Origin of the sequence: Serratia sp. CY76391, from assembly GCF_052166695.1 — a bacterium.
Taxonomy (GTDB): domain Bacteria; phylum Pseudomonadota; class Gammaproteobacteria; order Enterobacterales; family Enterobacteriaceae; genus Serratia; species Serratia nematodiphila.
Map to the genome: position 1 here is coordinate 93953 of NZ_JBJNOJ010000015.1, position 26002 is coordinate 119954.

The 26002-nt window shown below is 58.5% G+C and carries 23 protein-coding genes and 1 rRNA gene; 10 read left to right on the forward strand and 14 right to left on the reverse strand.

The annotated features are described in order from the left end of the window. Nucleotides 1–6 precede the first annotated feature (6 nt). A complete protein-coding gene (gene gltS / locus ACJ8PN_RS23355; protein ID WP_351109644.1) occupies nucleotides 7–1218 on the reverse strand; it encodes a sodium/glutamate symporter in 1212 nt (403 codons plus the stop codon). Nucleotides 1219–1458: 240 nt separating this feature from the next. Between gltS and ACJ8PN_RS23360 the strand changes: the two genes are divergently transcribed. Next, on the forward strand, nucleotides 1459–2859 hold the full coding sequence (locus ACJ8PN_RS23360; RefSeq protein WP_171454992.1) for a nucleobase:cation symporter-2 family protein: 1401 nt from the start codon (nucleotides 1459–1461) through the stop codon (nucleotides 2857–2859). 128 nt (nucleotides 2860–2987) lie between these two features. Beyond that, nucleotides 2988–4649, forward strand: a complete 1662-nt coding sequence (locus ACJ8PN_RS23365) for an AsmA family protein (RefSeq protein WP_171454993.1) — start codon at nucleotides 2988–2990, stop codon at nucleotides 4647–4649. Between the two features lie 37 nt (nucleotides 4650–4686). On the opposite strand, the gene fabY is transcribed toward ACJ8PN_RS23365, so the two are convergent. The 5 genes from fabY to typA all read right to left on the reverse strand — a co-directional run bounded on the left by fabY (nucleotide 4687) and on the right by typA (nucleotide 9615). After that, on the reverse strand, nucleotides 4687–5634 hold the full coding sequence (fabY, locus tag ACJ8PN_RS23370; protein ID WP_004931235.1) for a fatty acid biosynthesis protein FabY: 948 nt from the start codon (nucleotides 5632–5634) through the stop codon (nucleotides 4687–4689). A gap of 21 nt (nucleotides 5635–5655) precedes the next feature. Then, nucleotides 5656–6093: a D-aminoacyl-tRNA deacylase gene (gene dtd, locus ACJ8PN_RS23375; RefSeq protein WP_025304712.1), complete on the reverse strand. Its 438-nt coding sequence runs from the start codon at nucleotides 6091–6093 to the stop codon at nucleotides 5656–5658. Next, complete coding sequence (locus tag ACJ8PN_RS23380; protein ID WP_351109639.1) at nucleotides 6090–6983, reverse strand: virulence factor BrkB family protein; 894 nt, start codon at nucleotides 6981–6983, stop codon at nucleotides 6090–6092. Before ACJ8PN_RS23380 ends, dtd begins: the two co-directional genes overlap by 4 nt. 51 nt (nucleotides 6984–7034) lie before the next feature. Beyond that, complete coding sequence (gene yihX / locus ACJ8PN_RS23385) at nucleotides 7035–7625, reverse strand: glucose-1-phosphatase (RefSeq protein WP_060425015.1); 591 nt, start codon at nucleotides 7623–7625, stop codon at nucleotides 7035–7037. 166 nt (nucleotides 7626–7791) lie between these two features. Continuing rightward, on the reverse strand, nucleotides 7792–9615 hold the full coding sequence (typA, locus tag ACJ8PN_RS23390) for a ribosome-dependent GTPase TypA (RefSeq protein WP_004931243.1): 1824 nt from the start codon (nucleotides 9613–9615) through the stop codon (nucleotides 7792–7794). Between the two features lie 370 nt (nucleotides 9616–9985). Between typA and glnA the strand changes: the two genes are divergently transcribed. The 4 genes from glnA (at nucleotide 9986) to ACJ8PN_RS23410 (ending at nucleotide 14295) form a co-directional block, all read left to right on the forward strand. Next, complete coding sequence (gene glnA / locus ACJ8PN_RS23395; RefSeq protein WP_025304715.1) at nucleotides 9986–11395, forward strand: glutamate--ammonia ligase; 1410 nt, start codon at nucleotides 9986–9988, stop codon at nucleotides 11393–11395. Nucleotides 11396–11589: 194 nt separating this feature from the next. Beyond that, a complete protein-coding gene (glnL, locus tag ACJ8PN_RS23400) occupies nucleotides 11590–12639 on the forward strand; it encodes a nitrogen regulation protein NR(II) (RefSeq protein WP_004931246.1) in 1050 nt (349 codons plus the stop codon). 8 nt (nucleotides 12640–12647) lie between these two features. Next, the gene (glnG, locus tag ACJ8PN_RS23405; RefSeq protein ID WP_094142235.1) at nucleotides 12648–14060 is read left to right on the forward strand and encodes a nitrogen regulation protein NR(I); all 1413 of its coding nucleotides are present in this window, start codon (nucleotides 12648–12650) and stop codon (nucleotides 14058–14060) included. A 112-nt stretch (nucleotides 14061–14172) separates the two neighbouring features. Then, nucleotides 14173–14295 carry a YshB family small membrane protein gene (locus ACJ8PN_RS23410; RefSeq protein WP_004931250.1) on the forward strand — a complete coding sequence of 41 codons (123 nt, stop codon included), beginning with the start codon at nucleotides 14173–14175 and terminating at the stop codon, nucleotides 14293–14295. Between the two features lie 34 nt (nucleotides 14296–14329). Here the strand turns inward: ACJ8PN_RS23410 and hemN are convergent, their stop codons facing one another. Both hemN and yihI read right to left on the reverse strand, forming a co-directional pair. After that, nucleotides 14330–15703 (reverse strand): oxygen-independent coproporphyrinogen III oxidase, encoded by a 1374-nt coding sequence (hemN, locus tag ACJ8PN_RS23415; RefSeq protein WP_280631092.1) that lies wholly within the window; start codon nucleotides 15701–15703, stop codon nucleotides 14330–14332. 182 nt (nucleotides 15704–15885) lie between these two features. Continuing rightward, on the reverse strand, nucleotides 15886–16428 hold the full coding sequence (gene yihI, locus ACJ8PN_RS23420) for a Der GTPase-activating protein YihI (protein WP_015379455.1): 543 nt from the start codon (nucleotides 16426–16428) through the stop codon (nucleotides 15886–15888). A 734-nt stretch (nucleotides 16429–17162) separates the two neighbouring features. Between yihI and yihA the strand changes: the two genes are divergently transcribed. Then, nucleotides 17163–17807, forward strand: coding sequence for a ribosome biogenesis GTP-binding protein YihA/YsxC (gene yihA / locus ACJ8PN_RS23425; protein WP_004931258.1), 645 nt, complete (start codon nucleotides 17163–17165; stop codon nucleotides 17805–17807). Nucleotides 17808–18085: 278 nt separating this feature from the next. Here the strand turns inward: yihA and ACJ8PN_RS23430 are convergent, their stop codons facing one another. Continuing rightward, complete coding sequence (locus tag ACJ8PN_RS23430) at nucleotides 18086–18133, reverse strand: spot 42 RNA, inhibition of DNA synthesis (protein ID WP_071892919.1); 48 nt, start codon at nucleotides 18131–18133, stop codon at nucleotides 18086–18088. Between the two features lie 191 nt (nucleotides 18134–18324). After that, a complete protein-coding gene (polA, locus tag ACJ8PN_RS23435) occupies nucleotides 18325–21123 on the reverse strand; it encodes a DNA polymerase I (RefSeq protein WP_004931261.1) in 2799 nt (932 codons plus the stop codon). A 497-nt stretch (nucleotides 21124–21620) separates the two neighbouring features. Here polA and ACJ8PN_RS23440 point away from each other — a divergent pair, with 497 nt between their 5' ends. Then, complete coding sequence (locus tag ACJ8PN_RS23440) at nucleotides 21621–22517, forward strand: acyltransferase (RefSeq protein ID WP_015379457.1); 897 nt, start codon at nucleotides 21621–21623, stop codon at nucleotides 22515–22517. A 42-nt stretch (nucleotides 22518–22559) separates the two neighbouring features. Here ACJ8PN_RS23440 and dsbA read toward each other — a convergent pair whose 3' ends face one another. From dsbA to ACJ8PN_RS23455, 3 genes are all read right to left on the reverse strand, one after another. Then, nucleotides 22560–23183 (reverse strand): thiol:disulfide interchange protein DsbA, encoded by a 624-nt coding sequence (gene dsbA, locus ACJ8PN_RS23445; protein ID WP_004931264.1) that lies wholly within the window; start codon nucleotides 23181–23183, stop codon nucleotides 22560–22562. 29 nt (nucleotides 23184–23212) lie between these two features. Next, nucleotides 23213–24199 carry a serine/threonine protein kinase gene (locus ACJ8PN_RS23450; protein ID WP_171454996.1) on the reverse strand — a complete coding sequence of 329 codons (987 nt, stop codon included), beginning with the start codon at nucleotides 24197–24199 and terminating at the stop codon, nucleotides 23213–23215. 98 nt (nucleotides 24200–24297) lie between these two features. Continuing rightward, complete coding sequence (locus tag ACJ8PN_RS23455) at nucleotides 24298–24567, reverse strand: YihD family protein (RefSeq protein ID WP_004931268.1); 270 nt, start codon at nucleotides 24565–24567, stop codon at nucleotides 24298–24300. 148 nt (nucleotides 24568–24715) lie between these two features. Here ACJ8PN_RS23455 and mobA point away from each other — a divergent pair, with 148 nt between their 5' ends. Both mobA and mobB read left to right on the forward strand, forming a co-directional pair. Next, on the forward strand, nucleotides 24716–25306 hold the full coding sequence (gene mobA, locus ACJ8PN_RS23460) for a molybdenum cofactor guanylyltransferase MobA (protein WP_060557999.1): 591 nt from the start codon (nucleotides 24716–24718) through the stop codon (nucleotides 25304–25306). Next, complete coding sequence (gene mobB / locus ACJ8PN_RS23465; RefSeq protein WP_060558001.1) at nucleotides 25303–25821, forward strand: molybdopterin-guanine dinucleotide biosynthesis protein MobB; 519 nt, start codon at nucleotides 25303–25305, stop codon at nucleotides 25819–25821. The genes mobA and mobB overlap by 4 nt, the downstream gene beginning before the upstream one ends. Nucleotides 25822–25893: 72 nt before the next feature. Here the strand turns inward: mobB and rrf are convergent. After that, nucleotides 25894–26002 (reverse strand): 5S ribosomal RNA (gene rrf, locus ACJ8PN_RS23470); the annotation flags it as partial.

The window sequence follows — 26002 nt, forward strand, 5'->3', positions numbered from 1 at the left end:
GCGATATCACCCCACCGCCGGGAACACCGGCAGCAGCAGATACAGCTTGATGACGATGGCATTGGCGATATCGATAAAGAACGCCCCCACCATCGGCACCACCAAAAACGCCACGTGCGACGGGCCGAAACGATCGGTGATCGCCTGCATGTTGGCGATCGCCGTCGGCGTGGCACCCATGCCGAAGCCGCAGTGGCCGGCGGCCAGCACCGCCGCGTCGTAGTTCTTGCCCATCACCCGGTAGGTGACGAATATTGCGTAGAGCGCCATCACCAGCGTCTGCACCGCCAGGATCGCCAGCATCGGCAGCGCCAGCGAGGCCAGTTCCCACAGGCGCAGGCTCATCAACGCCATCGCCAGGAATAGCGACAGGCTGACGTTGCCCAACACCGACACCGCCCGCTCGAACACGGTATAGAAGCCGGTGAAGGCCAGCGTGTTGCTGAGGATCACCCCGACGAACAGCACGCAAACGAAGTTTGGCAGTTCAAACACCGTGCCGCCCAGCAGGCCGGCAATCAACTGCCCCAGGCTCAGACAGATGGCGATCATGGCGATGGTTTCGATCATCACCAGCGAGGTGATCAGGCGGCCGCTTTCCGGCTTCTCAAAACCGCTCGGCTGCACGCTGTCTTCCGGGGTGCCTTCCGGCGTGGAGGAGTGCTTGACCAGATAGCGCGCCACCGGGCCGCCGATCAGACCGCCCAGCACCAGGCCGAAGGTGGCGCAGGCCATGGCGACTTCCGTCGCGTTTTCAAAACCGTAGCGCTCGATGAACAGCTTGCTCCAGGCCGCCCCGGTGCCGTGGCCACCCGACAGGGTGATTGATCCGGCAATCAGGCCCATCAGCGGATCCAGCCCCAGCATTTTCGCCATGCCGATGCCGATGGCGTTCTGCACGATAAGCAGCCCCAGCACCACGAACAGGAACACTACCAGCACCTTGCCGCCGGCGCGCAAACGCGCCAGGTTGGCGTTCAGGCCGATGGTGGCGAAGAAGGCCAGCATCAGCGGATCCTTCAGCGACATGTCAAAACTGACTTCCCAGTTGACGAGCTTTTTCAGGGCTAACAGCAGGAGGGCCACCAGCAAACCGCCGGCGACGGGAGCAGGAATGGTATATTTTCGCAGCAGGGGAATGGTTCTGACGCACTTGCCCCCGAGGAGCAAAACCAGCGTCGCCGCGACTAACGTGCCATAAGTATCAAGATGAAACATCCAGGTACTCCATGTAAGGGAAAAGATCCAAATAAAAATAATAAGTTATAGAAAACCACTTAGTTTTTAAACTTGATGAGTGCAGGATTAGAAGTAAAAAACGCTGAGATGACAAGAAAAAATGAATGAAAATGCGACATAAACGGGAAAGTCGGCAACATAATATTTACGCGCAACCGTTTGCTTTTGCGGGGCGGGGCATTAAAATGCCTGCTTTGCCGTATCTGGAAACGCCACACCATGAGCATGTCATCCTCCGAGCTTGATGCCGCGCGCCAAGCCGCCTCAGAACCCCGCGCCAGTGAACTGATTTATCGCCTGGAAGATCGCCCGCCGCTGCCGCAAACGCTGTTTGCCGCCGGCCAGCATCTGCTGGCGATGTTCGTCGCGGTGATCACACCGGCTCTGCTGATCTGCCAGGCGCTGGGCCTGCCGGCACAGGATACCCAGCACATCATCAGCATGTCGCTGTTCGCCTCCGGTCTGGCTTCCATTCTGCAAATCAAAACCTGGGGACCGGTGGGTTCCGGGCTGTTGTCGATTCAGGGCACCAGCTTCAATTTCGTTTCGCCGCTGATCATGGGCGGTCTGGCGCTGAAAAACGGCGGCGCCGACGTGCCGACCATGATGGCCGCGCTGTTCGGCACCCTGATGGTCGCCTCCTGCACCGAAATTTTGCTGTCGCGCGTGCTGCATCTGGCGCGCCGCATCATCACCCCGCTGGTTTCCGGCATCGTGGTGATGATCATCGGCCTGTCGCTGATTCAGGTCGGCCTGACCTCGATCGGCGGCGGCTATGCCGCGATGAACGACCACAGCTTCGGCTCACCGAAAAACCTGCTGCTGGCCGGCGCGGTGCTGGCGGTCATCATCCTGCTGAACCGCCAGCGCAACCCTTACCTGCGCGTCGCTTCGCTGGTGATCGCCATGGCGGTCGGCTATGTATTGGCCTGGGCGATGGACATGCTGCCCGCCGACGCGCCGGCGGCGCCCACGGCAGCGATCACCATCCCCACGCCGCTCTATTACGGCCTGGGCTTCGACTGGAACCTGCTGCTGCCGCTGATGCTGATCTTTATGGTCACCTCGCTGGAAACCATCGGTGACATCACCGCCACCTCCGACGTCTCCGAACAGCCGGTCAGCGGGCCGCTGTATATGAAGCGCCTGAAGGGCGGCGTGCTGGCCAACGGCCTGAACTCGATGCTGTCGGCAGTGTTCAACACCTTCCCCAACTCCTGCTTCGGCCAGAACAACGGCGTGATCCAGCTGACCGGCGTCGCCAGCCGCTACGTCGGCTTCGTGGTGGCGCTGATGCTGATCGCGCTGGGGCTGTTCCCGGCGGTGGCCGGCTTCGTGCAGCATATCCCTGAGCCAGTGCTGGGCGGCGCGACCATCGTGATGTTCGGCACCATCGCCGCCTCCGGCGTGCGCATCGTGTCGCGCGAGCGCCTGAACCGCCGCGCCATCATGATCATGGCGCTGTCGCTGGCCGTCGGCATGGGCGTCTCCCAGCAGCCGCTGATCCTCCAGTTCGCGCCGGACTGGCTGAAAACCCTGCTCTCTTCCGGCATCGCCGCCGGCGGCATTACCGCCATCGTGCTGAACCTGGTCTTCCCGCAGGAACACGAGAAAAAGTAACCCGTCCATTGACGTTCAAACGGCCGCTTGCGGCCGTTTTTTATTGTCTATCAGACCATTGCCCTTGAGATGCCCGGCCAATTGCGGCATAAACAGGGTATCTTTTTTGACCGATGCGGATGTAGACGATGAAATTTATCGGAAAGCTGTTGCTGACGTTGCTGCTGCTGACCGTGCTGGCGGCGGTGGTGCTGTATCTGGTGGGGCAAACCCGCTGGGCGGCAGGCCGCCTGAGCGCCTGGATCAGCGACAACAGCGAATACCGCCTGTCGATAGGAAAAATCACCCATTCGTGGCGCCAGCCGGACCAGATCGGTCTGGAAGAGGTGCAGCTGGCGCGCAATGGCCAGCCGCAGGCGCTGGCCGCCAAACGCGTCGATCTCGGCCTCAGCCTGCGCCAAATCACCGAACCGCGTTATTTCCACAGCGTCACGCTGCGTGACGGCACGCTGAACGTGCAGCCGCAGACTGCTGCGCTGCCTGTACAGGCCGACGTGCTGCAGCTGAGCAACATGGCGCTGCAATCCAACGATAACGAGTGGCAGCTCAACGCGCAGCGGGTCAATGCCGGCATCACGCCGTGGCGCCCGCTGGCCGGCCATCTGCTGGGGGACAACAATCAGTTCCAGTTCAGCGCCGGTTCGATGACGCTGAACGGCATTCCCGCTTCGAAGGTGTTGGTGCAGGGGGAGCAAAAACAGGGCCAGCTGCTGTTGAACAATTTCGGCGCCGATCTGGCGCAGGGCGACCTGACCGGCGTGGCCAGCCGCGCCGCCGACGGCAGTTGGCAGGTGGATCGCCTGCGGCTGAGCGGCGTGCGCATGCAGACCCCGTTGACGCTGGCGGAATTCATGCAGCGCTTTACCACCCTGCCGCCGGTCACCCTCAAGCGTTTCGATCTGATCGACGCGCGCCTGGAAGGCAAGGCGTGGGCGTTTAACGATCTCGATCTGTCGCTGCAAAACGTCAGCATCGAAAAAGGCGACTGGCGCAGCGAAGACGGCTCACTCAACGTCAATGCCAGCGATGTGATCAACGGCGGTTTCCACCTGATCGACCCGATCGCCACCCTGCGCCTCTCCTCCGCCGGCATCGCCATTCAGCAGTTCACCACCCGCTGGGAAGGCGGGCTGCTGCGTACCTCCGGCAATTGGCTGCGCGCCGGCAAACGCCTGCAGCTGGATGAAGTGGCCATGGCGGCGCTGGAGTACACCCTGCCTATCGACTGGCGCGAGCTGTGGCTGAAACCGCTGCCGGAATGGCTGGCGGAGGTGTACGTCACCAAGCTGACCACCAACCGCAATCTGATCATCGACATCAACCCGGCGTTTCCGTTCCAGATCACCGCGCTGGACGGCTACGGCAGCAATCTACTGCTGGCACGCGATCGCCAGTGGGGCATCTGGTCCGGTTCGCTGAACCTGAACGGCAGCGAAGCGACCTTCAACAAGATCGACGTGCGGCGCCCTTCGCTGGCGCTGAACGCCGATGCCAGCCAGATCGCCGTCACCGAACTCAGCGCCTTTATGCCCAATGGGCTGCTTGAGGCCAACGCGACCGTCGATCAGTTGCCGGGCAAACCATTCCTGCTGACGCTGCACGGCCGCTCGGTACCGCTCAATACCTTACAGCAATGGGGATGGCAGCCGGTGCCGCTGACGGGCGACGGCAACCTTGAGCTGCAGTTGAAAGGGCTGCTGAACAGCGACGGGCCGTTCAAAGCTTCATTGAAGGGGACTCTGCAAGCCACCGCCGGCGACGGCCAGACGGTGAACCAACAGCTGCCGTAATCTATCGCGCGGCCCGCCGCCAGGCAGGGCCGCCGTTTTACTCTTCCAGCGCTTCGGAACCGCCCTGATCCAGCGGCACATCCGGCTCGGCCGGCAACACCATATAAGTGCCTTCGAACACCGCGCCCTTATCCTCATCGCCGAACAGATGCACTTCGGCGTGCACGCGCGCGCGGCGGCCCCGCGCCAGACGCGCCAAATCACCGCTTAGCGAACCGAGATCCGCCACCGCCCGCGGCCTGCCGGTGATCGGTTTGCTGTAGCGAATGTGCGCGTCCGCCAGAATGATAGTGCCACCGAGATGGCGCTCGCGCAGCAGCAGCCAAATCAGCCCCCAGGCGGTCAGCGTCGCCAGCGAGAACAGGCTGCCGGCAAACAGCGTATGGTGCGGGTTCTGGTTGCCGATCTCCGGCATGGTGGTGACGAAGCGCTGGCCGGTGTACTGGCTGATACGCACGCCCATCTTTTCGCTCAGCGGGATATGTTCATACCAGGCCTGCTGCAATTGGCCGCACCAATCGGGGCGATGCAGGATATCGTCCAGCGTCGCTACCGGTTTGATCATCAAAAAGTGGCGGATCGGGGTGGTCTGCGGCGCAGTGATCTCGCCCTGATTGACGAACCCCAGCTTGGCAAAGAAATCCACCGCATCTTCACGGGCGCTGCACACCACCCGCTTCACGCCTTCCTGCCGCGCGACGGACTCCAACGTCATCGCCACCAGCGTCCCCAGCCCTTTATCCTGCAGCGTCGGGTCTACCGCCAGAAAACGGATCGCCGCCTCGTTGTCGGCATTGATGTACAGCCGCCCGATGGCGACGATTTTACCGGCCTCGTCCACCACCATTTGGTGATGGGCCATGGCGTCATAGGCATCCTTTTCCGAACCCACCGGCTGGTGCAGCGGCTTGCGCAGCATTTCCCAGCGAAACTGGTAATACTCTTTCAGTTCTTGCTCTGTTACGGGTACTCGTAGGTGATACATAGACGCCTGTTCTCCGAATGCTTAGACCTGTAGCCAGAATGTCACCGGACCATCGTTGACCAGCGCCACCTGCATGTCGGCGGCGAACTCGCCGGTCTGGGTCTCTACGCCGCGTTCGCGGCACTGGCCAACAAAATATTGATACAACCGATCGGCTTCTTGCGGCGCCGCGCCGCGCGAGAAGCTGGGCCGCATGCCCTTCTGGGTGTCCGCCGCCAGGGTGAATTGCGAAACGACCAGCACGCTGCCCCCGGCCTGCTGGACGTTGAGGTTCATCTTGTCGTTCTCGTCGCCGAAAATGCGGTATCCCAACACGCGTTCGCACAGGCGCTGCGCTTTTTGCTCGTTATCGCCCTGCTCCACGCCCAATAACACTAACAAACCGGGGCCAATTTTGCCTACCGTCTCGCCACCCACCGTGACGCTGGCGTTTAACACCCGTTGAATCAACGCAATCATTCCTGCTGCCCTTCTGGTTTAGGTTCCTGTTGCCCCGCCTTCTGCCGGCGGTAGTCGCGGTATTCGCCGATGGTCACGGTGATTTCCGCGCCGAGTAACACGATACACCAGCTCCAGTAGACCCACAGGAATAAAATCGGGATCACCGCCAGCACGCCGTAAATCAACTGATAGGAAGGGAACATGGTGACGTACAGCGCGAATCCCTTCTTGCCCAGCTCGAACAGCAATCCGGCCACCACCGCGCCAATCAGCGCGTCTTTGGGCGGCACGCGCACCGTCGGCACGATGCAATACAGCAGCCAGAAGGAGATGCACGACAAAATCAACGGGAAGATGCGCAGCACCTGATCCACCAGGCCATTGACGCCGGTCTGCGCCAGCCAGTTGAGCGACAGCAGGTAAGAACTGATGGCCATGCTGGCGCCCACCAGCAGCGGCCCCAGCGTCAGCACCATCCAGTACACGGCGAAGGAGAAGACGATCGGCCGTTTGTTCTTGCTGCGCCAGATGGTGTTCAGCACGCTGTCCACCGAGGAAATCAGCAACAGCGCTGTGACGATCAGCCCGCAGGTGCCGACGGCGGTCATCTTGTTGGAATTGGCGACGAACTGTTCCAGGTAGTTCTGGATCACGTTGCCGGCGGCCGGCACGAAATTGGAAAAGATAAAGCTCTTCAGCTGCTCGCTGATGTCGGAAAACATCGGGAAAGCCGCGAACAGCGCGAACACCACGGTGACCAGCGGCACCAGCGACAGCAGGGAAACATAGGCGAGATGGCCCGCCAACATCGTCAGGCCATCATGATCGATACGCTGGTACAGCAGCCGTCCGAAGGTGACGCCGGGCTTAATCGCAGAGGGCAGCTTCTTGCGGCGGAAAAACGACATGGTCACTCCTTGATGTTCGTTGATACGCCTTAAGCTTAACGCGCCCTGCGCTCATTGAGCAAAATAGGCCGGCACCACGTCGCGATCGGTGACGTGCACCGTCTTGATCCCCAGCGCCTGCGCGGCGAGGACGTTCGCCGGGTGATCGTCGAAGAACACCGCGTCGGCGGCGGCGGTGTTTTCCGCGGCCAGCACATGTTGATAGATATCGGCCTCCGGCTTGCGCATGCCGAGATCTTGCGACAAATAGAGATGATCGGCAGCGGCGGCCACTTCAGGATAGTGCTGCGGCCAGTAGTTGCAGTGCAGACGGTTGGTGTTCGACAGCACCACCACCCGGTGGCCTTCGTTGCGCAGGCGCTGCATGATGTCGATCACTTCCGGGCGCAGCGCGACAAATACCGCCTGCCAGCCGGTGGCAAATTGTTCGAAGCTGAGCGCGATGCCCATTTCATCGCACAGCTTGCCGGCGAAGTCTTCATCGCTGATTTCACCGCGCTCATGCTGCTGGAACACCTCACCCATGGTGAAACGATCGGACAGCACCGCCAACGGCGTGCCGCTCAAATTGCTCCACACGCCCAGCACACGCTTGAAATCGATATCGACGATCACATTACCTAAATCAAAGATATACAGCATAGTCCTCTCCTGATGGGCCGGTGAGATTTCACTGTAGCGGGAAAAGGAACAGCTGAACAGGGAGCGAACGGAAAAGCGCATAGCGCGCCGCACAAACGGGGAACAACAGAGGAAAAAACTCAGGGCGCGAGAGCCGCGCCCTAAGCATGAGACACTCAATCAGCGATTAAGCGTCTTTTGGACCGCGGCTGGCACGCTTACGATCGTTTTCCGTCAGGTGACGCTTACGGATACGGATCGAGGTTGGCGTTACTTCTACCAGTTCGTCGTCATCGATGAACTCCAGAGCTTGCTCCAGGGTCATTTTGATGGCCGGAACCAGGGTAGTCGCTTCGTCAGTACCGGAAGCACGCATGTTGGTCAGCTTCTTACCGGTCAGGCAGTTTACGGTCAGGTCGTTGGAACGTGAGTGAATACCGATGATCTGGCCTTCATACACTTCCGCACCGTGGCCCAGGAACAGCTTGCCGCGATCCTGCAGGCCGAACAGCGCGAACGCGACCGCTTTGCCCTGGCCGTTGGAGATCAGCACGCCGTTCTGACGCTGGCCCACTTCGCCCGGACGCACGTCGTCGTAGTGGCTGAAGGTGGAGTACAGCAGGCCGGTACCCGAAGTCATGGTCATGAATTCGTTACGGAAGCCGATCAGACCGCGGCTTGGGATCACGTAGTCGAGACGCACGCGGCCCTTACCGTCCGGATCCATGTTTTTCAGGTCGGCTTTACGCTCACCCATCGCCTGCATCACGGAACCCTGATGCTGCTCTTCGATATCCAGCGTTACGTTCTCGAATGGCTCCTGCTTACGGCCATCGATTTCGCGGAAGATAACTTTCGGACGGGAAACCGCCAGCTCGAAACCTTCACGGCGCATGTTTTCGATCAGCACCGACAGGTGCAGCTCGCCACGACCGGAGACGCGGAAGGCGTCCGCATCGTCGGTTTCTTCGACGCGCAGCGCCACGTTGTGCACCAGCTCTTTGTTCAGACGGTCAAGGATCTGACGCGACGTCACGTACTTACCTTCTTTACCGCAGAACGGCGAGGTGTTGACGTTGAAGAACATGGTGACGGTCGGTTCGTCGACGGACAGCGCCGGCAGCGCTTCTACGGCGTTGGTGTCGCAGATGGTGTCGGAGATGTTCAGCTCGCCCAGGCCGGTGATGGCGATGATGTCGCCCGCTTCCGCCAGGGTGCTGTCGATACGCTCCAGACCCAGGTGACCCAACACTTTACCCACTTTACCGTTGCGAGTTTTGCCTTCGCTGTCGATGATGGTGACCTGCTGGTTCGGCTTCACTTTACCGCGCTTGATGCGGCCGATGCCGATAACGCCCAGGTAGTTGTTGTAGTCCAACTGGGAGATCTGCATCTGGAATGGCGCTTCCAGCTCAACCTGCGGCGCAGACACGTGGTCGACGATCGCCTGATACAGCGGGGTCATGTCTTCCGCCATGTCGGTGTGATCGACGCCGGCGATGCCGTTCAGCGCAGAAGCGTAGATGATCGGGAAGTCGAGCTGCTCGTCGGTCGCGTCGAGGTTCACGAACAGGTCGAACACCTGATCCACAACCCAGTCAGGGCGCGCGCCAGGACGGTCAACCTTGTTGATGACCACGATCGGCTTCAGACCGTTGGCGAAGGCCTTCTTGGTCACGAAGCGGGTTTGCGGCATAGGGCCATCCATTGCATCCACAACCAGCAGCACCGAGTCAACCATCGACATCACGCGCTCTACCTCGCCGCCGAAGTCGGCGTGTCCCGGGGTATCCACGATGTTGATACGGTAACCGTTCCAATTAATGGCGGTGTTTTTTGCGAGGATGGTAATCCCACGCTCTTTCTCCAAATCGTTGGAGTCCATTACGCGTTCGGTGGCTTCCGCACGCTCTCCGAAAGTACCGGATTGTTGCAGCAGCTTGTCAACCAGGGTGGTTTTACCATGGTCAACGTGGGCAATAATGGCGATGTTACGCAAATTTTCGATCACAGCTTTGCCTCGGGCATTAGAAATAGCGCGCTATTGTACACGTATTAAGCGAGGGACTAAACAAGATCACAACCATCTCTTATAAACAACCGCGTACCGGTCAGTTTGTGATCCCTTTCACGGTGCAAAAAGCCGCAATCGTTGCACTTTTGCACCATTTCAGTGCCCACACCCACCCCAATTGCACCATTTCGGTGCAATTTATCACTGATGGTGCATACTGTGGTTGGGTAAAACCCGCGCAGAAAGGCGATGAAAGCCTTTTTTAAAAGTTGGCATGCTTTTCGCTTTAGTCTTTTCAAGGCGAAAAAAAGCCAGTTCCACAGATTCGTTCCACGACGACGACAATGATAAACCGGGAGAGTTAAGTATGTCCGCTGAACACGTTTTGACGATGCTGAATGAGCATGAAGTGAAATTCGTAGACCTGCGTTTCACTGACACCAAGGGTAAGGAACAGCACGTGACTATCCCGGCTCACCAGGTAAACGCCGACTTCTTCGAAGAAGGTAAAATGTTTGACGGCTCCTCTATCGGTGGTTGGAAGGGCATCAACGAATCTGACATGGTGCTGATGCCGGACGCCAGCACGGCGGTTCTGGATCCGTTCTTCGAAGAACCTACGCTGATCATTCGCTGTGACATTCTCGAGCCGGGCACCATGCAAGGCTACGATCGCGACCCGCGTTCCATCTCCAAACGCGCCGAAGACTTCCTGCGCTCCTCCGGCATCGCGGACACCGTGCTGTTCGGGCCAGAGCCTGAGTTCTTCCTGTTCGACGACATCCGCTTCGGCAGCAGCATCCGCGGTTCCCACGTGGCGATCGACGATATCGAAGGCGCCTGGAACTCCGGCACAAAATACGACGGCGGCAACAAAGGCCACCGTCCGGCGGTGAAAGGCGGTTACTTCCCGGTTCCACCGGTCGACTCTTCGCAGGATCTGCGTTCCACCATGTGTCTGACCATGGAAGAGATGGGCCTGGTGGTTGAAGCGCACCACCACGAAGTGGCAACCGCCGGTCAGAACGAAGTGGCAACCCGCTTCAACACCATGACCAAGAAAGCCGACGAAATTCAGATCTACAAGTACGTGGTGCACAACGTGGCGCACGCCTTCGGTAAAACCGCGACCTTCATGCCGAAGCCCATGTTCGGCGACAACGGTTCCGGCATGCACTGCCACATGTCGCTGTCCAAGAACGGCACCAACCTGTTCGCCGGCGACAAATACGGCGGCCTGTCTGAAACCGCGCTGTTCTACATCGGCGGCATCATCAAGCACGCCAAGGCGATCAACGCGTTGGCCAACCCGACCACCAACTCGTACAAACGTCTGGTGCCGGGCTACGAAGCGCCTGTGATGCTGGCCTACTCCGCCCGTAACCGCTCCGCGTCCATCCGCATCCCGGTGGTCGCCAGCCCGAAAGCGCGCCGCATCGAAGCCCGCTTCCCGGATCCGGCGGCTAACCCATACCTGTGCTTCGCCGCACTGCTGATGGCCGGCCTGGACGGCATCATCAACAAGATCCACCCTGGCGACGCCATGGACAAAAACCTGTACGACCTGCCGCCGGAAGAAGAAGCCGAGATCCCAAAAGTGGCCGGCTCGCTGGACGAAGCGATGGCCGCACTGAACGAAGACCGCGAGTTCCTGACCCGCGGCGGCGTGTTCACCGACGATGCGATCGATGCCTACATCGAATTGCGCAAAGAAGAGATGGACCGCGTTCGCATGACGCCACACCCGGTTGAGTTCGAACTGTACTACAGCGTCTAAGCCCTACCCGCGCCGTCTGCAAAGGCGGACGGCGCCCACAATTTTTGTTATCGCTTTTTTGTTGCCGTGGAAACTTTCAGCCCATCTTCGGATGGGTTTTTTTCTCCACCGTATTTTCTGCAAAACTATTCCATACCGCGCCGATCCCGGATGGAGTAGGATAGATGCACTAAAAAGGTGCAGGAGTCTGCTGTATGGCAACTGGCAAGCTGCCCGATGCTGGGCAGATCCTCAATTCACTCATCAACAGCATCCTGCTGTTGGATGACTCACTGGCGGTTCACTACGCCAACCCGGCGGCACAGCAGCTGCTGGCGCAAAGCTCCCGCAAGCTGTTCGGCACACCGCTGCCCGATTTGCTCGGTTATTTTTCGCTGAACGTCTCTTTGATGCGCGAAAGCCTGCGCGCCGGGCAGGGCTTCACCGACAACGAAGTGACTCTGGTGGTCGACGGCCGCGCGCATATCCTTTCCCTGACCGCTCAGGCGCTGCCGGAAGGCTATATCCTGGTCGAACTGGCGCCGATGGACAATCAGCGCCGCCTGAGCCAGGAACAGCTGCAGCATGCCCAACAGGTGGCGGCCCGCGATCTGGTGCGCGGTTTGGCGCACGAAATTAAAAACCCGCTGGGCGGCCTGCGCGGCGCAGCGCAGCTGCTGGCCAAGGCGCTGCCCGATCCGGCGCTGACCGAATACACCAAGGTGATCATTGAGCAGGCCGATCGGCTGCGTAATCTGGTGGATCGTCTGCTCGGGCCGCAGCGGCCCGGCCAGCATATTACCCAGAGCATTCATCAGGTCGCAGAGCGCGTCTGCCAGCTGGTGTCGCTGGAAATGCCGGATAACGTCACGCTGGTGCGCGACTACGATCCCAGCCTGCCGGAAATGGCCCACGACCCGGATCAGATAGAGCAGGTGCTGCTGAACATCACCCGCAATGCGCTGCAGGCCTTGGGCGAGGCGGGCGGCACCATTACGCTACGCACCCGCACCGCGTTTCAGATAACGTTGCACGGCACCCGCTATCGCCTGGCGGCGCGTATCGATGTCGAAGACGACGGCCCCGGCGTGCCGGCGCAGCTGCAGGACACGCTGTTCTACCCGATGGTCAGCGGCCGTGAAGGCGGTACCGGCCTGGGATTATCCATCGCCCGCAATCTGATCGATCAGCATTGCGGAAAAATTGAGTTCAACAGTTGGCCAGGTCATACCGAATTCTCGGTCTACCTGCCCATTCGTCAGTGAGGTTTGCAATGCAACGAGGGATAGTCTGGATCGTCGATGACGATAGCTCCATCCGCTGGGTGCTTGAGCGCGCGCTCACCGGCGCGGGCATGAGCTGCGCCACCTTCGAAGGCGGCAATGACGTGCTGGAAGCCTTGGCCACGCAAACTCCCGACGTGTTGCTGTCCGATATCCGCATGCCGGGCATCGATGGTCTGGCGCTGCTCAAGCAGATCAAACAGCGCCATCCGATGCTGCCGGTGATCATCATGACCGCGCATTCGGATTTGGACGCCGCCGTCAGCGCCTATCAGCAAGGGGCCTTCGACTACCTGCCGAAGCCGTTCGACATCGACGAAGCGGTGGCGCTGGTCGAGCGCGCCATCAGCCATTATCAGGAGCAGCAGCAGCCGGTGCGCAGCCAGCCGGCCAGCGATCCGGCGGCGGACATCATCGGCGAAGCGCCGGCGATGCAGGACGTGTTTCGCATCATCGGCCGGCTCTCGCGTTCGTCGATCAGCGTGCTGATCAACGGCGAATCCGGCACCGGTAAAGAGCTGGTGGCACATGCGCTGCACCGCCACAGCCCGCGCGCCAAATCACCGTTCATCGCCCTGAACATGGCCGCTATTCCCAAGGATCTGATCGAGTCCGAGCTGTTCGGCCACGAGAAAGGCGCCTTCACCGGCGCGAACCAAATCCGTCAGGGGCGCTTTGAACAGGCCGACGGCGGCACGCTGTTCCTCGACGAGATCGGCGATATGCCGCTCGACGTGCAAACGCGCCTGCTGCGGGTGCTGGCGGACGGCCAGTTCTACCGGGTCGGCGGCTATGCGCCGGTGAAGGTCGACGTGCGCATCATCGCCGCCACGCACCAGAACCTGGAGCTGCGGGTACAGGAAGGCAAGTTCCGCGAGGATCTGTTCCACCGCCTGAACGTGATCCGTGTACACCTGCCGCCGCTGCGCGAACGCCGTGAAGACATCCCGCGGCTGGCGCGCCACTTCCTGCAGATCGCCGCCAAGGAGCTGGGCGTCGAGGCCAAGAACCTGCATCCGGAAACCGAAACCGCGCTGACCCGCCTGCCCTGGCCGGGCAACGTGCGCCAGTTGGAGAACACCTGCCGCTGGCTGACGGTGATGGCCGCCGGGCAGGAAGTGCTGATTCAGGATCTGCCGGGTGAACTGTTCGAAACCGCTGCGCCGGAAAGCCCCAGCCACAGTCTGCCGGACAGCTGGGCCACACTGCTGGCGCAGTGGGCCGATCGCGCGCTGCGTTCCGGTCATCAAAATCTGCTGTCGGAAGCACAGCCGGAAATGGAGCGCACGCTGCTCACCACCGCCCTGCGCCACACCCAAGGGCACAAACAGGAAGCCGCGCGCCTGCTGGGCTGGGGGCGCAATACCCTCACCCGCAAGCTTAAAGAGCTGGGCATGGAATAGGAACGGGGTGGATGATGAAAAACGCAATCCGGCGCACAAAAAAACGCCAACCTCAGGCTTTACAGCCGGTGCGGGCGCAGTATGATCGTGTCGCACACTCTGGAGGTTGACGATGCTGGACTCATTCATCGCATTCATTTCTCAGGGCGCGGAGCTGGGCTCCGCCGCCAGCCACACCCCGCAGGCGGCGGTTGCCGCGGTGTTGTGCGCCGCGCTGATTAACTTCTTCAGTTAAAAAAACAGCCGCATCGGCGGCTGTTTTTTCATCCTCAGATCACCCGTGAGAACTGCTGGCTGCGCGCCTGTTGCCGCAGATAGCGGTCGAAGCACATGCAAATATTGCGGATCAGCAAGCGCCCGCGCGGCGTGACGCGAATGCCCTGCTCGTCGCGCTCCACCAGCCCATCGCGTTCAAACGGCGCCAGCAGCTGCAGGTCTTCGGCGAAGTAAGCGGTGAAATCGATGCCGTATTGCCGTTCGAGCGGCTGATACGCCAACCGGAAGTTGCAGATCAGGGTTTTGATCAGATCGCGCCGCAGACAATCGTCGTCCGTCAGCGCCAGCCCGCGCCACAGGGCGTTGCCCTGCGCCGGTACGCTCTCATAGTAATGCTTCAGCTCTTTCTGGTTCTGCGCATAGCTGTCGCCGAGCATGCTGATGGCCGACACGCCCAACCCCAGCAGATCGCTGTCGCCCTGGGTGGTGTAGCCCTGGAAATTGCGGTGCAGCTTGCCTTCGCGTTGCGCAATCGCCAGCTCATCGTCCGGGCGTGCAAAGTGATCCATACCGATGAACTGATAGCCGGCGTCAGTCAGGAACGCGATGCTCTGCTGCAGGATATCCAGCTTCTGCTGCGCGCTGGGCAGATCGGCGTCTTTGATTTTGCGCTGAGCGGCGAATAAATTCGGCATATGCGCGTAGTTGAACACGCTGAGGCGATCGGGATTCAGTTCAGCCACCCGCTGCAGGGTGAAGGCGAAGCTTTCCGGCGTCTGTTTCGGCAGGCCGTAGATCAGATCGATATTGGTCGAGCGGAAGCCCAGCGCTTTGGCCCGCTCGATCAGGGCGAAGATAAAGGCTTCGTCCTGCTCGCGGTTGACCAACTGCTGCACCTGCTTGTTGAAATCCTGCACCCCCATGCTCAGGCGGTTAAAGCCTTCGGCGCGTAAATGATCGAGCACATCCAGCGCTATCTCGCGCGGATCGACCTCGATCGACATCTCCGCATCGGGCAGAAAATCAAAATGTTCGCGCAGCAGCGCCACCAGCCGGCTGATTTGCGCTTTGTCCAGGTAGGTTGGCGTACCGCCGCCCCAGTGCATCTGACCGACCTTGCGGCCGGCGAACAGCGGCGCACGGCTGGCGATCTCTTGCGCCAAGACATTCAGGTATTCGTCGGCCTTGTGCGTCTGACGCGTCACCAGTTTGTTGCAGCCGCAGAAATAGCACAGCTTATGGCAGAAAGGGATATGCACGTACAGCGACAGCGGCCGCTCAGGGTAGCGCGCCGCGGCGCGTTGAAACGCCGCTTCGTCATAGCGCTGGTTAAATTCCAGCGCCGTGGGGTATGAGGTATAACGCGGCCCTGAGTAGTTATATTTTTGGATCAGGGCCAAATCCCAGACAATCGTCTGCTCTGACATGCTCACTCCTTCCGATATCTTTTTCTACCGGGCCGGGAGAGGGGCGGTTGTCTGCGCTGTCTGGCCACGGAAGCGCTGCGAAAACGCGCTTTGCGCTTAGACAGCCGCCATAGTTTACCGAATAACCACAGCAGATAACACATCAAGAGTAGGGCTATTGTCGGGATCAGCCACATGGCGCGTTAAAAAGCGTCCTTCGGGTTGCCGCCTTTCAGCAGCTTCAGAATATCTTCCTGCTTCTCTTCTTCTTCCTCATCGTCTTCATCGCCCAGCTCGATGCCCAGCACGTCCATCAGCACATCGATGCGATCCAACGTCTTGTCGACATACGCCTGCTCTTGCGCGTTCAGCGTTTCGCCATCGTCGATGCGATCCAGCAGCGCGTTCAGGCGTTCGTCATTTTCCAGCTTCGCCAGCTCTTCTTCCGGCGACAGGCGCGGTTTCGCTTCGGCCTTTGGCTTCGGCTGCGGTTTGGCCTTCACTTTGGTTTCGTCGACCACCAGCGCAACCGGCACTTTACTGCCGATACGCGGATCTTTGGCTTCCGCCGCCGATTTGTTTTTTTGGCTGCCGGACTCAACCTGGGTGCGTGAACCGGAAGCGTGGCCGCGGCGCTTTTTCAGGCGTTTGCGCTCGCGCGCTTCCTGATCGAGCTCCATACGGCTTTTCTTTTTCGTTTTTGACTTCGCCGCGCTGCCGCGAGGTGCTTTTGATGGCTGGTTCATAGCGTGTGCTCTTAGGTATGTAGATTCAGTATAGAATTGCGGCGGAATCTAGCAGAAAGCGGACAAAGAAAAAAGGCGGCAGGTTAAACCTGCCGCCTATTTCGCACCTTCTTGCGAAGGGTATTCCTGTTACGCGCTCCTTGCGTACATGCAACATCCCGGTTTTTCCTTCTGCTATAACCGCATTCCCTGCCACTACGTCCTTCATCCTGAAAGGAAAATCGTCCATGGCGCAATCCATTCGCATCCGCTCTTCCCGAGCGCGCTTCCTGCGGGCATCCAAACTGCCGATACTTCACCATCCGATGTGCCTGCCGCCTATTCCGGTGCGAAAGGGTCACTTCCTTTTGCGTTCATCCTGGCACTCATTGCACGCCCTGTGCATTCCCTGAGATTTGTCATCCTTCCCGGATGTTCCCTACTCCTGCGCAACCCTGCGTTAACGAGTACTTTACGTTATTGTTGCGAAGGCTCAAGGCACCTGACGCCGATTTGACTGACATTTCCACACAACGAAAAAACAACATGTTGTTTTTAAAATAAAAACAGAAATATCACTTTCGAATAAAGCGACATTACCCGCGATTCGAATGGCAAATGTCTCACAACGTATGGTCGGCTTAACTGTCGTTTTATCGCGCCCCGCCGCTTAAAAACGGAGAAACACGCCATTTTTACCGCTGATGCAGTTATAATCGCCAACCAGTTAGCCATCCTCACGGAGACGAAAAATTTTGACCAGCAAGAACTACAACTATCATGTGACCCATTTCGTCACCAGCGCACCCGATATTCGCCATCTGCCGGGGGATGCAGGAATTGAAGTCGCCTTTGCCGGCCGTTCCAACGCCGGTAAATCCAGCGCGCTGAATACGCTGACCAACCAAAAAAGCCTGGCGCGCACCAGTAAAACGCCGGGGCGCACCCAGCTGATCAACCTGTTCGAAGTGGAAGACGGCATTCGTCTGGTCGACCTGCCGGGTTATGGCTACGCCGAAGTGCCGGAAGAAATGAAACGCAAATGGCAACGCGCGCTGGGCGAATACCTGCAGATGCGCAACAGCCTGAAAGGGCTGGTGGTACTGATGGATATCCGCCATCCGCTGAAAGATCTCGACCAGCAGATGATCCAGTGGGCGGTCGACGTCGGCACGCCGGTGCTGGTGTTGCTGACCAAGGCCGACAAGCTGGCCTCCGGCGCACGCAAGGCGCAGCTCAACATGGTGCGTGAAGCGGTGCTGCCGTTTATGGGGGATATCCAGGTCGAAGCCTTCTCATCGCTGAAAAAGATCGGCGTCGACAAGCTGCGTCAGAAGCTGGACACCTGGTTTAACGAGATCCCGCCGGAAGTGCTGCCGGAAGAGGATATCGGCGAATAAGCCCTGATCGCACGCTTGAGCTGATGCCTTACCGCATCGGCTTTTTTATGCCCGCAGATCGGCCGCAGGCGAGATTTTTCGTTATCTAATTACATTTTTGAAATAAAGCCATCATAAAGACTTATCGCCAAAACGGGCTTGTTTCGCCGAATTACGCGGATTGAGGGAGCGGAAGCTGAAATGAAAAGCGGGGCCGAGCGATAGGAAAAACGTATGGTTTACTGCTGTTTTTACAATAAAAAACGCCCCAGTCAATACTGACTGGGGCGGCTAAATATTCAGCCAAATCCGATTACGTGAAGTAAAAGGTCTGAAAGATAGAACATCTTACCTCTGTACCCTACGCCTGTAACTCTACATCATTTTTTCGCAGGGAAAAAGAATTTTTTGTAGTTTACTTACACAATTTGCGGCGCAAGAACGGCGAAGTTGGGGAAACTATCGCCGCATCTTGTAGCTTAATTACGAAAAGTGCTTAGCTTCTCGCCAGTTAGCGCATACGGCGATAACCCGGCGATCAGTGCGCTTCATCCCAGTTCATGCCGACGCCCACATCGACCTTCAGCGGCACCGCCAGGGCCATGCTGCCTTCCATCAGTTGGCGGATGCGCTGGCTGGCTTCTTCGATCACCGATTCATGCACCTCGAACACCAATTCATCGTGTACCTGCATGATCGCGCGCACCAACGGCTTCTCCTGCCCTTGCAGCCAGGCGTCGACCTCGATCATCGCACGCTTGATGATATCGGCTGCCGTGCCCTGCATCGGGGCGTTGATGGCGGCGCGCTCGGCCGCCTTGCGGCGCATGGCGTTGCTGGAGCGGACGTCCGGCAGATACAGACGGCGGCCGTCCAGCGTGCTGACATAGCCCTGCTCGGAAGCCTGCTGACGGGTGCGCTCCATGTAATCCAGCACGCCCGGGTAACGCTCAAAGTAGAGATCCATATAGCGCTGGGCTTCCCCACGCGGGATCCCCAACTGACGCGCCAGGCCGAAGGCGCTCATGCCGTAAATCAAACCGAAGTTAATCGCCTTGGCGCTGCGGCGCTGCTCGCCGGTCACTTTATCCAACGGCACGCCGAAAACTTCCGACGCCGTGGCGCGGTGAATGTCTTTCCCTTCGGCAAAGGCCTTCAGCAGCCCCTCATCCTGTGACAGATGCGCCATGATGCGCAGCTCGATCTGCGAGTAGTCGGCCGCGACGATGCGGTAGCCTTCCGGCGCAATAAAGGCCTGGCGAATGCGCCGCCCTTCTTCGTTGCGCACCGGGATGTTCTGCAGGTTCGGATCGCTCGAGGAGAGGCGGCCGGTGGCAGTCACCGCCTGATGGTACGAGGTATGCACCCGGCCGCTGACCGGATTGATCATCAACGGCAGCTTGTCGGTATAGGTGGTCTTCAGTTTCGCCAGGCCGCGGTATTCCAGGATCACCTTCGGCAGCGGGTAGTCCAGCGCCAGCTCGGCCAGCACCTCTTCGTTGGTGGACGGCGCCCCGCCCGGGGTTTTCTTCAGCACCGGCAGCTTTTGTTTTTCGTACAGGATCGCCTGCAGCTGCTTGGTCGACGCCAGGTTGAACGGCTCTTCCGCCAGCTCGTGGGCCTGCGCCTCCAACTCTGCCAGACGCTTGGCCAACTCCTGGGAGTGGGCCGACAAAATGGCCGGATCGATCAGCACCCCGGTGCGTTCGATATGCGACAGCACCGGCAGCAGCGGCATTTCAATCTCATTGAATACCGTCAGCAGTTCCGCGCTCTGTTTCAGCTGCGGCCACATCGCCAGGTGCAGCTGCAGCGTGACATCGGCGTCTTCGGCGGCGTAAGGCGCCGCCTGCTCCAGCGCGATCTGATTGAACGTCAGCTGGTTCTTGCCCTTGCCGGCGATCTCTTCGAAGGTGATGGTTTTGTGGCCCAGATAACGATCGGCCAGGCTGTCCATATCATGACGGCCGCCGACGCTGTCCAGCACATAGGACTCCAGCATGGTGTCGTAGGCGATGCCGCGCATCTCGATGCCGTAACGCGCCAGCAGGCTCATATCGAACTTCAGGTTTTGCCCGACCTTGAGCGCCTTCTCGTCTTCCAGCAGCGGCTTGAGCGCCTCCAGCACGTAAGCGCGATCCAGCTGCGCCGGCGCATCCAGGTAATCGTGCGCCACCGGCAAATAAGCCGCTTCGCCCGGCGCGATCGCGAAGGACAGACCGATCAGGTTGGCAGTCAGGGTATCCAGACCGTCGGTTTCGGTATCGAAGGCAAATACGTCGGCCTTTTTCAACCGCGCCAGCCAGTCGGTAAAGGTCGCTTCATCCAGGATGGTGACATACCCGTCCTGGGACAGCTTGGCCTCCGCCAAGGCTTTCGGCGCTTCCACGGCGGCTGCCGGTTTGGCGACGCCGGCAGCTTTCGCGCCCGCGCCTTTCTTGTTTTCCAGCCAGACGCCGGCTTCCACGTCCGCCAGCCAGCGTTTGAACTCGTACTGTTTGAACAGCTGTTGCAGCGTATCGACATCCGGCTCGGATACCGTCAGGTCCGCGCAGGTCAGATCCAGTTCGACGTCGGTTTTGATCGTCGCCAGCTTATAGGAGAGGTACGCGACCTCTTTGTTCTGCTCCAGCTTGGCCGCCATGGTTTTGGCGCCGCGGAAGCTCAGCGTGGCGATGTTCTCCAGATTGCCGTACAGCGCATCCAGGCCGCCGATACCCTGCAGCAACGCCTGGGCGGTTTTCTCGCCCACGCCCGGCACGCCGGGAATGTTGTCCGATGAATCGCCCATCAGCGCCAGGAAATCGATGATCAACTCCGGCGGAATGCCGTACTTGTCGCACACTTCCTGCGGGCCGAGGATCGTGTTGTTCATGGTGTTGATCAGGGTGACGTTCGGCGTCACCAGCTGCGCCATGTCTTTGTCGCCGGTGCTGATCAGCACCGCATGGCCGGCCTTTTCGGCCTCCAGCGCCAGCGTACCGATAACGTCGTCCGCCTCAACGCCGGGTGTCACCAGCAGCGGCAGGCCCATCGCCTTGACCATGCTGTGCAGCGGCTCGATCTGCGCGCGCAGATCGTCCGGCATCGGCGGCCGGTGTGATTTGTATTCAGCGAAGAGATCATCGCGGAAGGTTTTCCCTTTGGCATCAAACACCACGGCAACGTGGCTCGGTTGATACTGCAGCAGCAGGCTGCGCAGCATATTCAGCACGCCGTACATCGCGCCGGTCGGCTCGCCCGCCGAGTTGGTCAGCGGCGGGAAGGCGTGATAAGCGCGGTAGAGGTAGGAGGAACCGTCAACCAGGATTAGTGGGTTTTCTGCAATCTGGGCCATAGCGTTTCTTTATCGTGATCGGACATAGGGGTAAGCATGCCATAGCTGGCCGCCGGAGACGAACCTTAGCGTGCATTGCGGACGAAAATGATGTGATTGTGTGCGAGGATCCGCAAGATCTTACCTGTGGATAACTTTGTGCATAGAAAAGAGACCGAATTATAACGCTGCGATTATCGTTATAACGGCGAATAAAATTCCTATTTAAATCAACGCGTTAAAAGAACGAATTCCGGCGATGCTTTATTACTGGCATTTATTGAATTTGTGGATATAACTTTCGCCGGATTTTAATCGCACTATTAATCAAATTCGGCGCCTCAATTACCATAGCACAAGCTGGACAAGTTGCACGAAAACTCAGCAAATGGTTATCCGATGAGACGAAAAACAGTGATTTTTAGCGGCGCTTTACCCCGGCGATTTCTGTTAAAATGCGTTTTTGTTCATGCGCTTTGGCATGCAACGATGTTCCCAACAACCATCAGCCCATAATCATGCCAAGATTGTTAACGCCTGTTATCTTTATCATTTCCGTCATACTTACCATTCTGGTGACGGTGTTGTGCTCCATCCCCATCACGCTGGCCGGCATCGTGAAACTCCTGGTGCCCATTCCCGCCGTTTGGCGATATATCTCGGCTTTTGCCGATTTCATGATGTGGTGTTGGTGCCAAGGGCTGGCGCTGTTATTGCGCATTAACGGGCAATTGCGTTGGGATATTGAAGGGCTGGAAGGGTTGGATCGCAAAAACTGGTATCTGCTGATCAGCAACCACGAAAGCTGGTCGGACATTGTCGTGTTATGCGTGCTGTTCAGAAATCATATTCCAATGAATAAGTATTTCCTCAAGCAACAGCTCGCCTGGGTGCCTTTTGTCGGCCTGGCCTGCTGGGCGCTGGATATGCCTTTCATGAAGCGTTATTCCCGCGCCTATTTGCTCAAGCATCCGGAAAAGCGCGGCAAGGATATCGAAACGACGCGCCGTTCCTGCGAAAAATTCCGCCAGCGTCCAACCACCATCGTCAATTTCGTCGAGGGTTCGCGCTTCACTGAAGCCAAGAAAATTAAAAGCAATTCGCCGTATCGCAATTTGCTGGCGCCTAAAGCCGCCGGCATCGCGTTTACGCTCAGCGCGCTGGGCAATCAGTTCGACAAAGTGTTGAACGTTACTCTGCTCTATCCGGAAAATAACCAGCGGCCTTTTATGGATATGCTGTGTGGGCGGCTGACGCGTATCGTGGTGAGAATAGAGACGCTGCCGATCGATGAAACCCTGCACGGCGACTACTTCAACGACAAACAGTTCAAGCGGCGCTTCCAACTGTGGCTGAATACGCTGTGGCAGGAAAAAGACCGGTTGCTGGATAAATTGAAGCGGCAATACGGATAAAAAAACGCCGGCGATGCCGGCGTTTTTCATGTTGAATCAGGCTTATTTCTGCTGGCTGAGGAATTTAACCACATCGGCGAACTGCTTCACGTAAGCGTCCATCGAGCTGGTGTCCAGGCCATCGTTTTTAACCATGTATTTGCCGTTGACGAATACCGCCGGCACGCCGCGCAGCTGCAGATCTTCTGCGGCTTTCTCCTGTTGAACCACCAGAGATTTCACCACGAAGCTGTTCCAGGCCGCGTCATAATCTGCGGCGGTCACGCCCGCTTTCACGAAGACGTTGCGGATATCGTCCGGCGTTTGCACGGTCTGGGTTTTCTGCACCGCTTCAAACATCAGCGGGCTCACCTTGTCTTCGACGCCCAGCGCCATCGCCACCGCCCACGCCTGAGTCAGCTGTTTGCCCAACGGCCCCAGGAACTCCACGTGGTACTTGGTCATTTTGGTGCCGGCAGGCAGCGCTTTCTTTACGTTCTCAGACACATGATAGACCTGCTCGAACTGGTAGCAGTGCGGGCAGTAGAAGGAGAAGAACTCCAACACCTGCGGCTCGCCGGTCACCGGTTTGTCCAGAGTCACGTACTGAGCGCCATCGCTAAACTGTGCCGCCGAGGCACTGAATGCCATCACCATGCCAACGAGCGCCAACCATATTTTTTTCATAAGACTAAACTCTCCATTGTGTTAAAGCTTCAATACATTGGCGTCAGCTGCAGCGGGGGCTCCTGCAACAGCTTAACCTGTTCAGTGAAGGCCGCAGTCTGAGACAACCAGAAATCAGACTCCGCCATCCACGGAAAACTCTTAGGGAAGGCCGGATCCTGCCAGCGGCGAGCGACCCAGGCCAGGTAATACACCATGCGCATCGCTCGCAGTGGTTCAATCAACGCCAGCTCGCGCTGATCGAACTCGGCAAATTCGCTATACGCCTCCAGCAAGACATCCAGCTGCATCAGTTGATCGCGACGTTCGCCGTGCAGCAACATCCACAGATCCTGCACTGCCGGGCCGTTGCGCGCGTCATCAAGATCGACGAACAGCGGGCCATCGCGCCACAGAATATTGCCCGGATGGCAATCACCGTGCAAACGGCGCGGCTGCCAGTTCAGATGCCAGTGCGACTTGATCGCTGCAATCAGATTATCCGTCGCCTGCAGGAACGCGTCACGCTGCGTTGCCGGTAGCAGCTCGCAATCGGCCAGCACCTGACGCGGGGCGGTGAGGTACTCTTCAATCCCCATCGTTGGCCGCTCAGCGAACAAACGCTCACCGCCGACCTGGTGGATACGCCCCAGAAAACGGCCCACCCATTCCAACTGATCCAGATTGTCTATCTCGTATTGCCGGCCCCCCACGCTGGGGAACAGGGCAAAGAAAAAGCCGCCGTGCGTATGCAACGTAGCGCCTTGCAACGCCAACGGCGCCACCGCCGGGATCTCCGCGCTGGCCAGATCCAGAGCGAACTGATGTTCCTCACCGATCTGTGCGGCGCTCCAGCGCTCCGGGCGGTAAAACTTCACCACGTAGCGCCGGCGCTCTTCGTCCATAAACTGATAGACGCGGTTCTCGTAACTGTTCAGTGCCGTCAGGCCGGAATCGACGCGCAGGCCAACTCCTTCTAGCGCGTCCATAATCAAATCGGGCGACAGAGTTTCGAAATTAAAAGCAGAGTTATTCATAACGTTCGTTTGATCGCTGACAGCACGGTGCCGGGAATGAGAAATAGTAGCATTAATGGCGCATTTCACGCGCTATGCTTTCTCGCACCGCACGAGGATCAGTCCTTGATAACGCCGCGAGCGCGCAGCAGCGCCGTTTTAAAATCTTCTTCGTAATCTTTCTTCAGACCCGGGATCTGATCCGTGCCGGCGCTACCGCGCATTTTCAGGTGATAAATGAGAATATCGTCGCTCAGTTCGGACAACTCGCCCTGGAAGCCCGCTTCCTTCGCCAGCTTTTGCAAAAACTGCATCAAATTGAGATCGGGATCTTCCTGCCAGGCCGGGTGCAACAGCTCGATCAACTCGTTTACGCGATGCGTTTTCATCTCAATATCGTCCAATAGCATGAATAAACTCACAAAGTAACAGGCTTACCCACACAGTGAAAGAACCGGCTTGTCAATAAAGGTAAATCCTGATGTCACGCCTGCTTTAGCGCTACAATCAGCCCATCGACAAGGCGGGATAAACGAGATGCATAAAGAAATCAGCGGCGTCATTTTGGCCGGTGGACGGGCCACGCGTATGGGCGGTGAAGACAAAGGCCTGGTGTCGATTGGTGGTATCGCACTCTATCAACACATATTGGCTCGGTTACGGCCGCAGGTGGCTTCCATCGTCATCAGTGCCAATCGCAATCAGGCATGTTATCAGGCGAGCGGTTTGCCGGTGATTGGCGATCTGACGCCCGATTTCGCCGGGCCGCTGGCCGGTATGCTGGCCGGGCTCAAGCAATCTTCCAGCGAATGGGTGGCCTTCGTCCCTTGTGACGTCCCTGACTTTCCCACCGATTTAGTCGCTCAACTCTGGCGACAAAAAGACGCGGCGCCGGCGGCCTTTGCCAGTGATGGCGAGCGAGATCACCCTACGCTGGCGTTATTGCATACCCAACTAGCGCCGCAGCTGGCCGACTACCTGGCGCGCGGTGAACGCAAGCTGATGCTGTTCTTGCATCAAATTGGCGCACAACGCGTAGTGTTCAGCGGGCAGCAAACGGCATTTCATAACCTGAATACGCCGGAAGACTGCCTACATTGGCAGCAAACACGAGAGCTAAAGAAATGAATCGTTCATTGCCCCCCTTGCTGGCCATCGGCGCCTACAGCGGTACGGGAAAAACCACCCTGCTCAAACAGCTGATCCCGTTGCTGAAACAACGCCAGGTAAGGATTGGACTGATCAAACATACGCATCACGATATGGATGTGGATACGCCAGGTAAGGACAGCTATGAGCTGCGTAAAGCGGGCGCCGAGCAAACGCTGGTCGCCAACGATCGCCGCTGGGCATTAATGACCGAAACGCCGGAGCAACAACCTTTGGATCTGCGCTATCTGGCTGAGCGTTTTGATGCCGATAAGATCGATTTGATTCTTGTTGAAGGGTTTAAACATGAGCCGGTCAGCAAAATCCTGCTTTATCGGGCCGAGATCGGCAAACCGTTGGAAGACATGTTGGATCAGTTTGTCGTCGCGGTAGCCAGCGACCGACCACTATCCATCTCAGCTAAGCAGCTGGATCTCAATCAACCGGAAAGCATCGCCGACTTTATTGTCGAGTGGTTGAAAGGCGCAGCGTAGCTGCGCTTTTTTACGAATTGCACATAGCAAAAAGCCCTGAACGTCAGTTCAGGGCTTTCGGCTTTATTTGATGCCTGGCAGTGTCCTACTCTCGCATGGGGAGACCCCACACTACCATCGGCGCTACGGCGTTTCACTTCTGAGTTCGGCATGGGGTCAGGTGGGACCACCGCGCTATTGC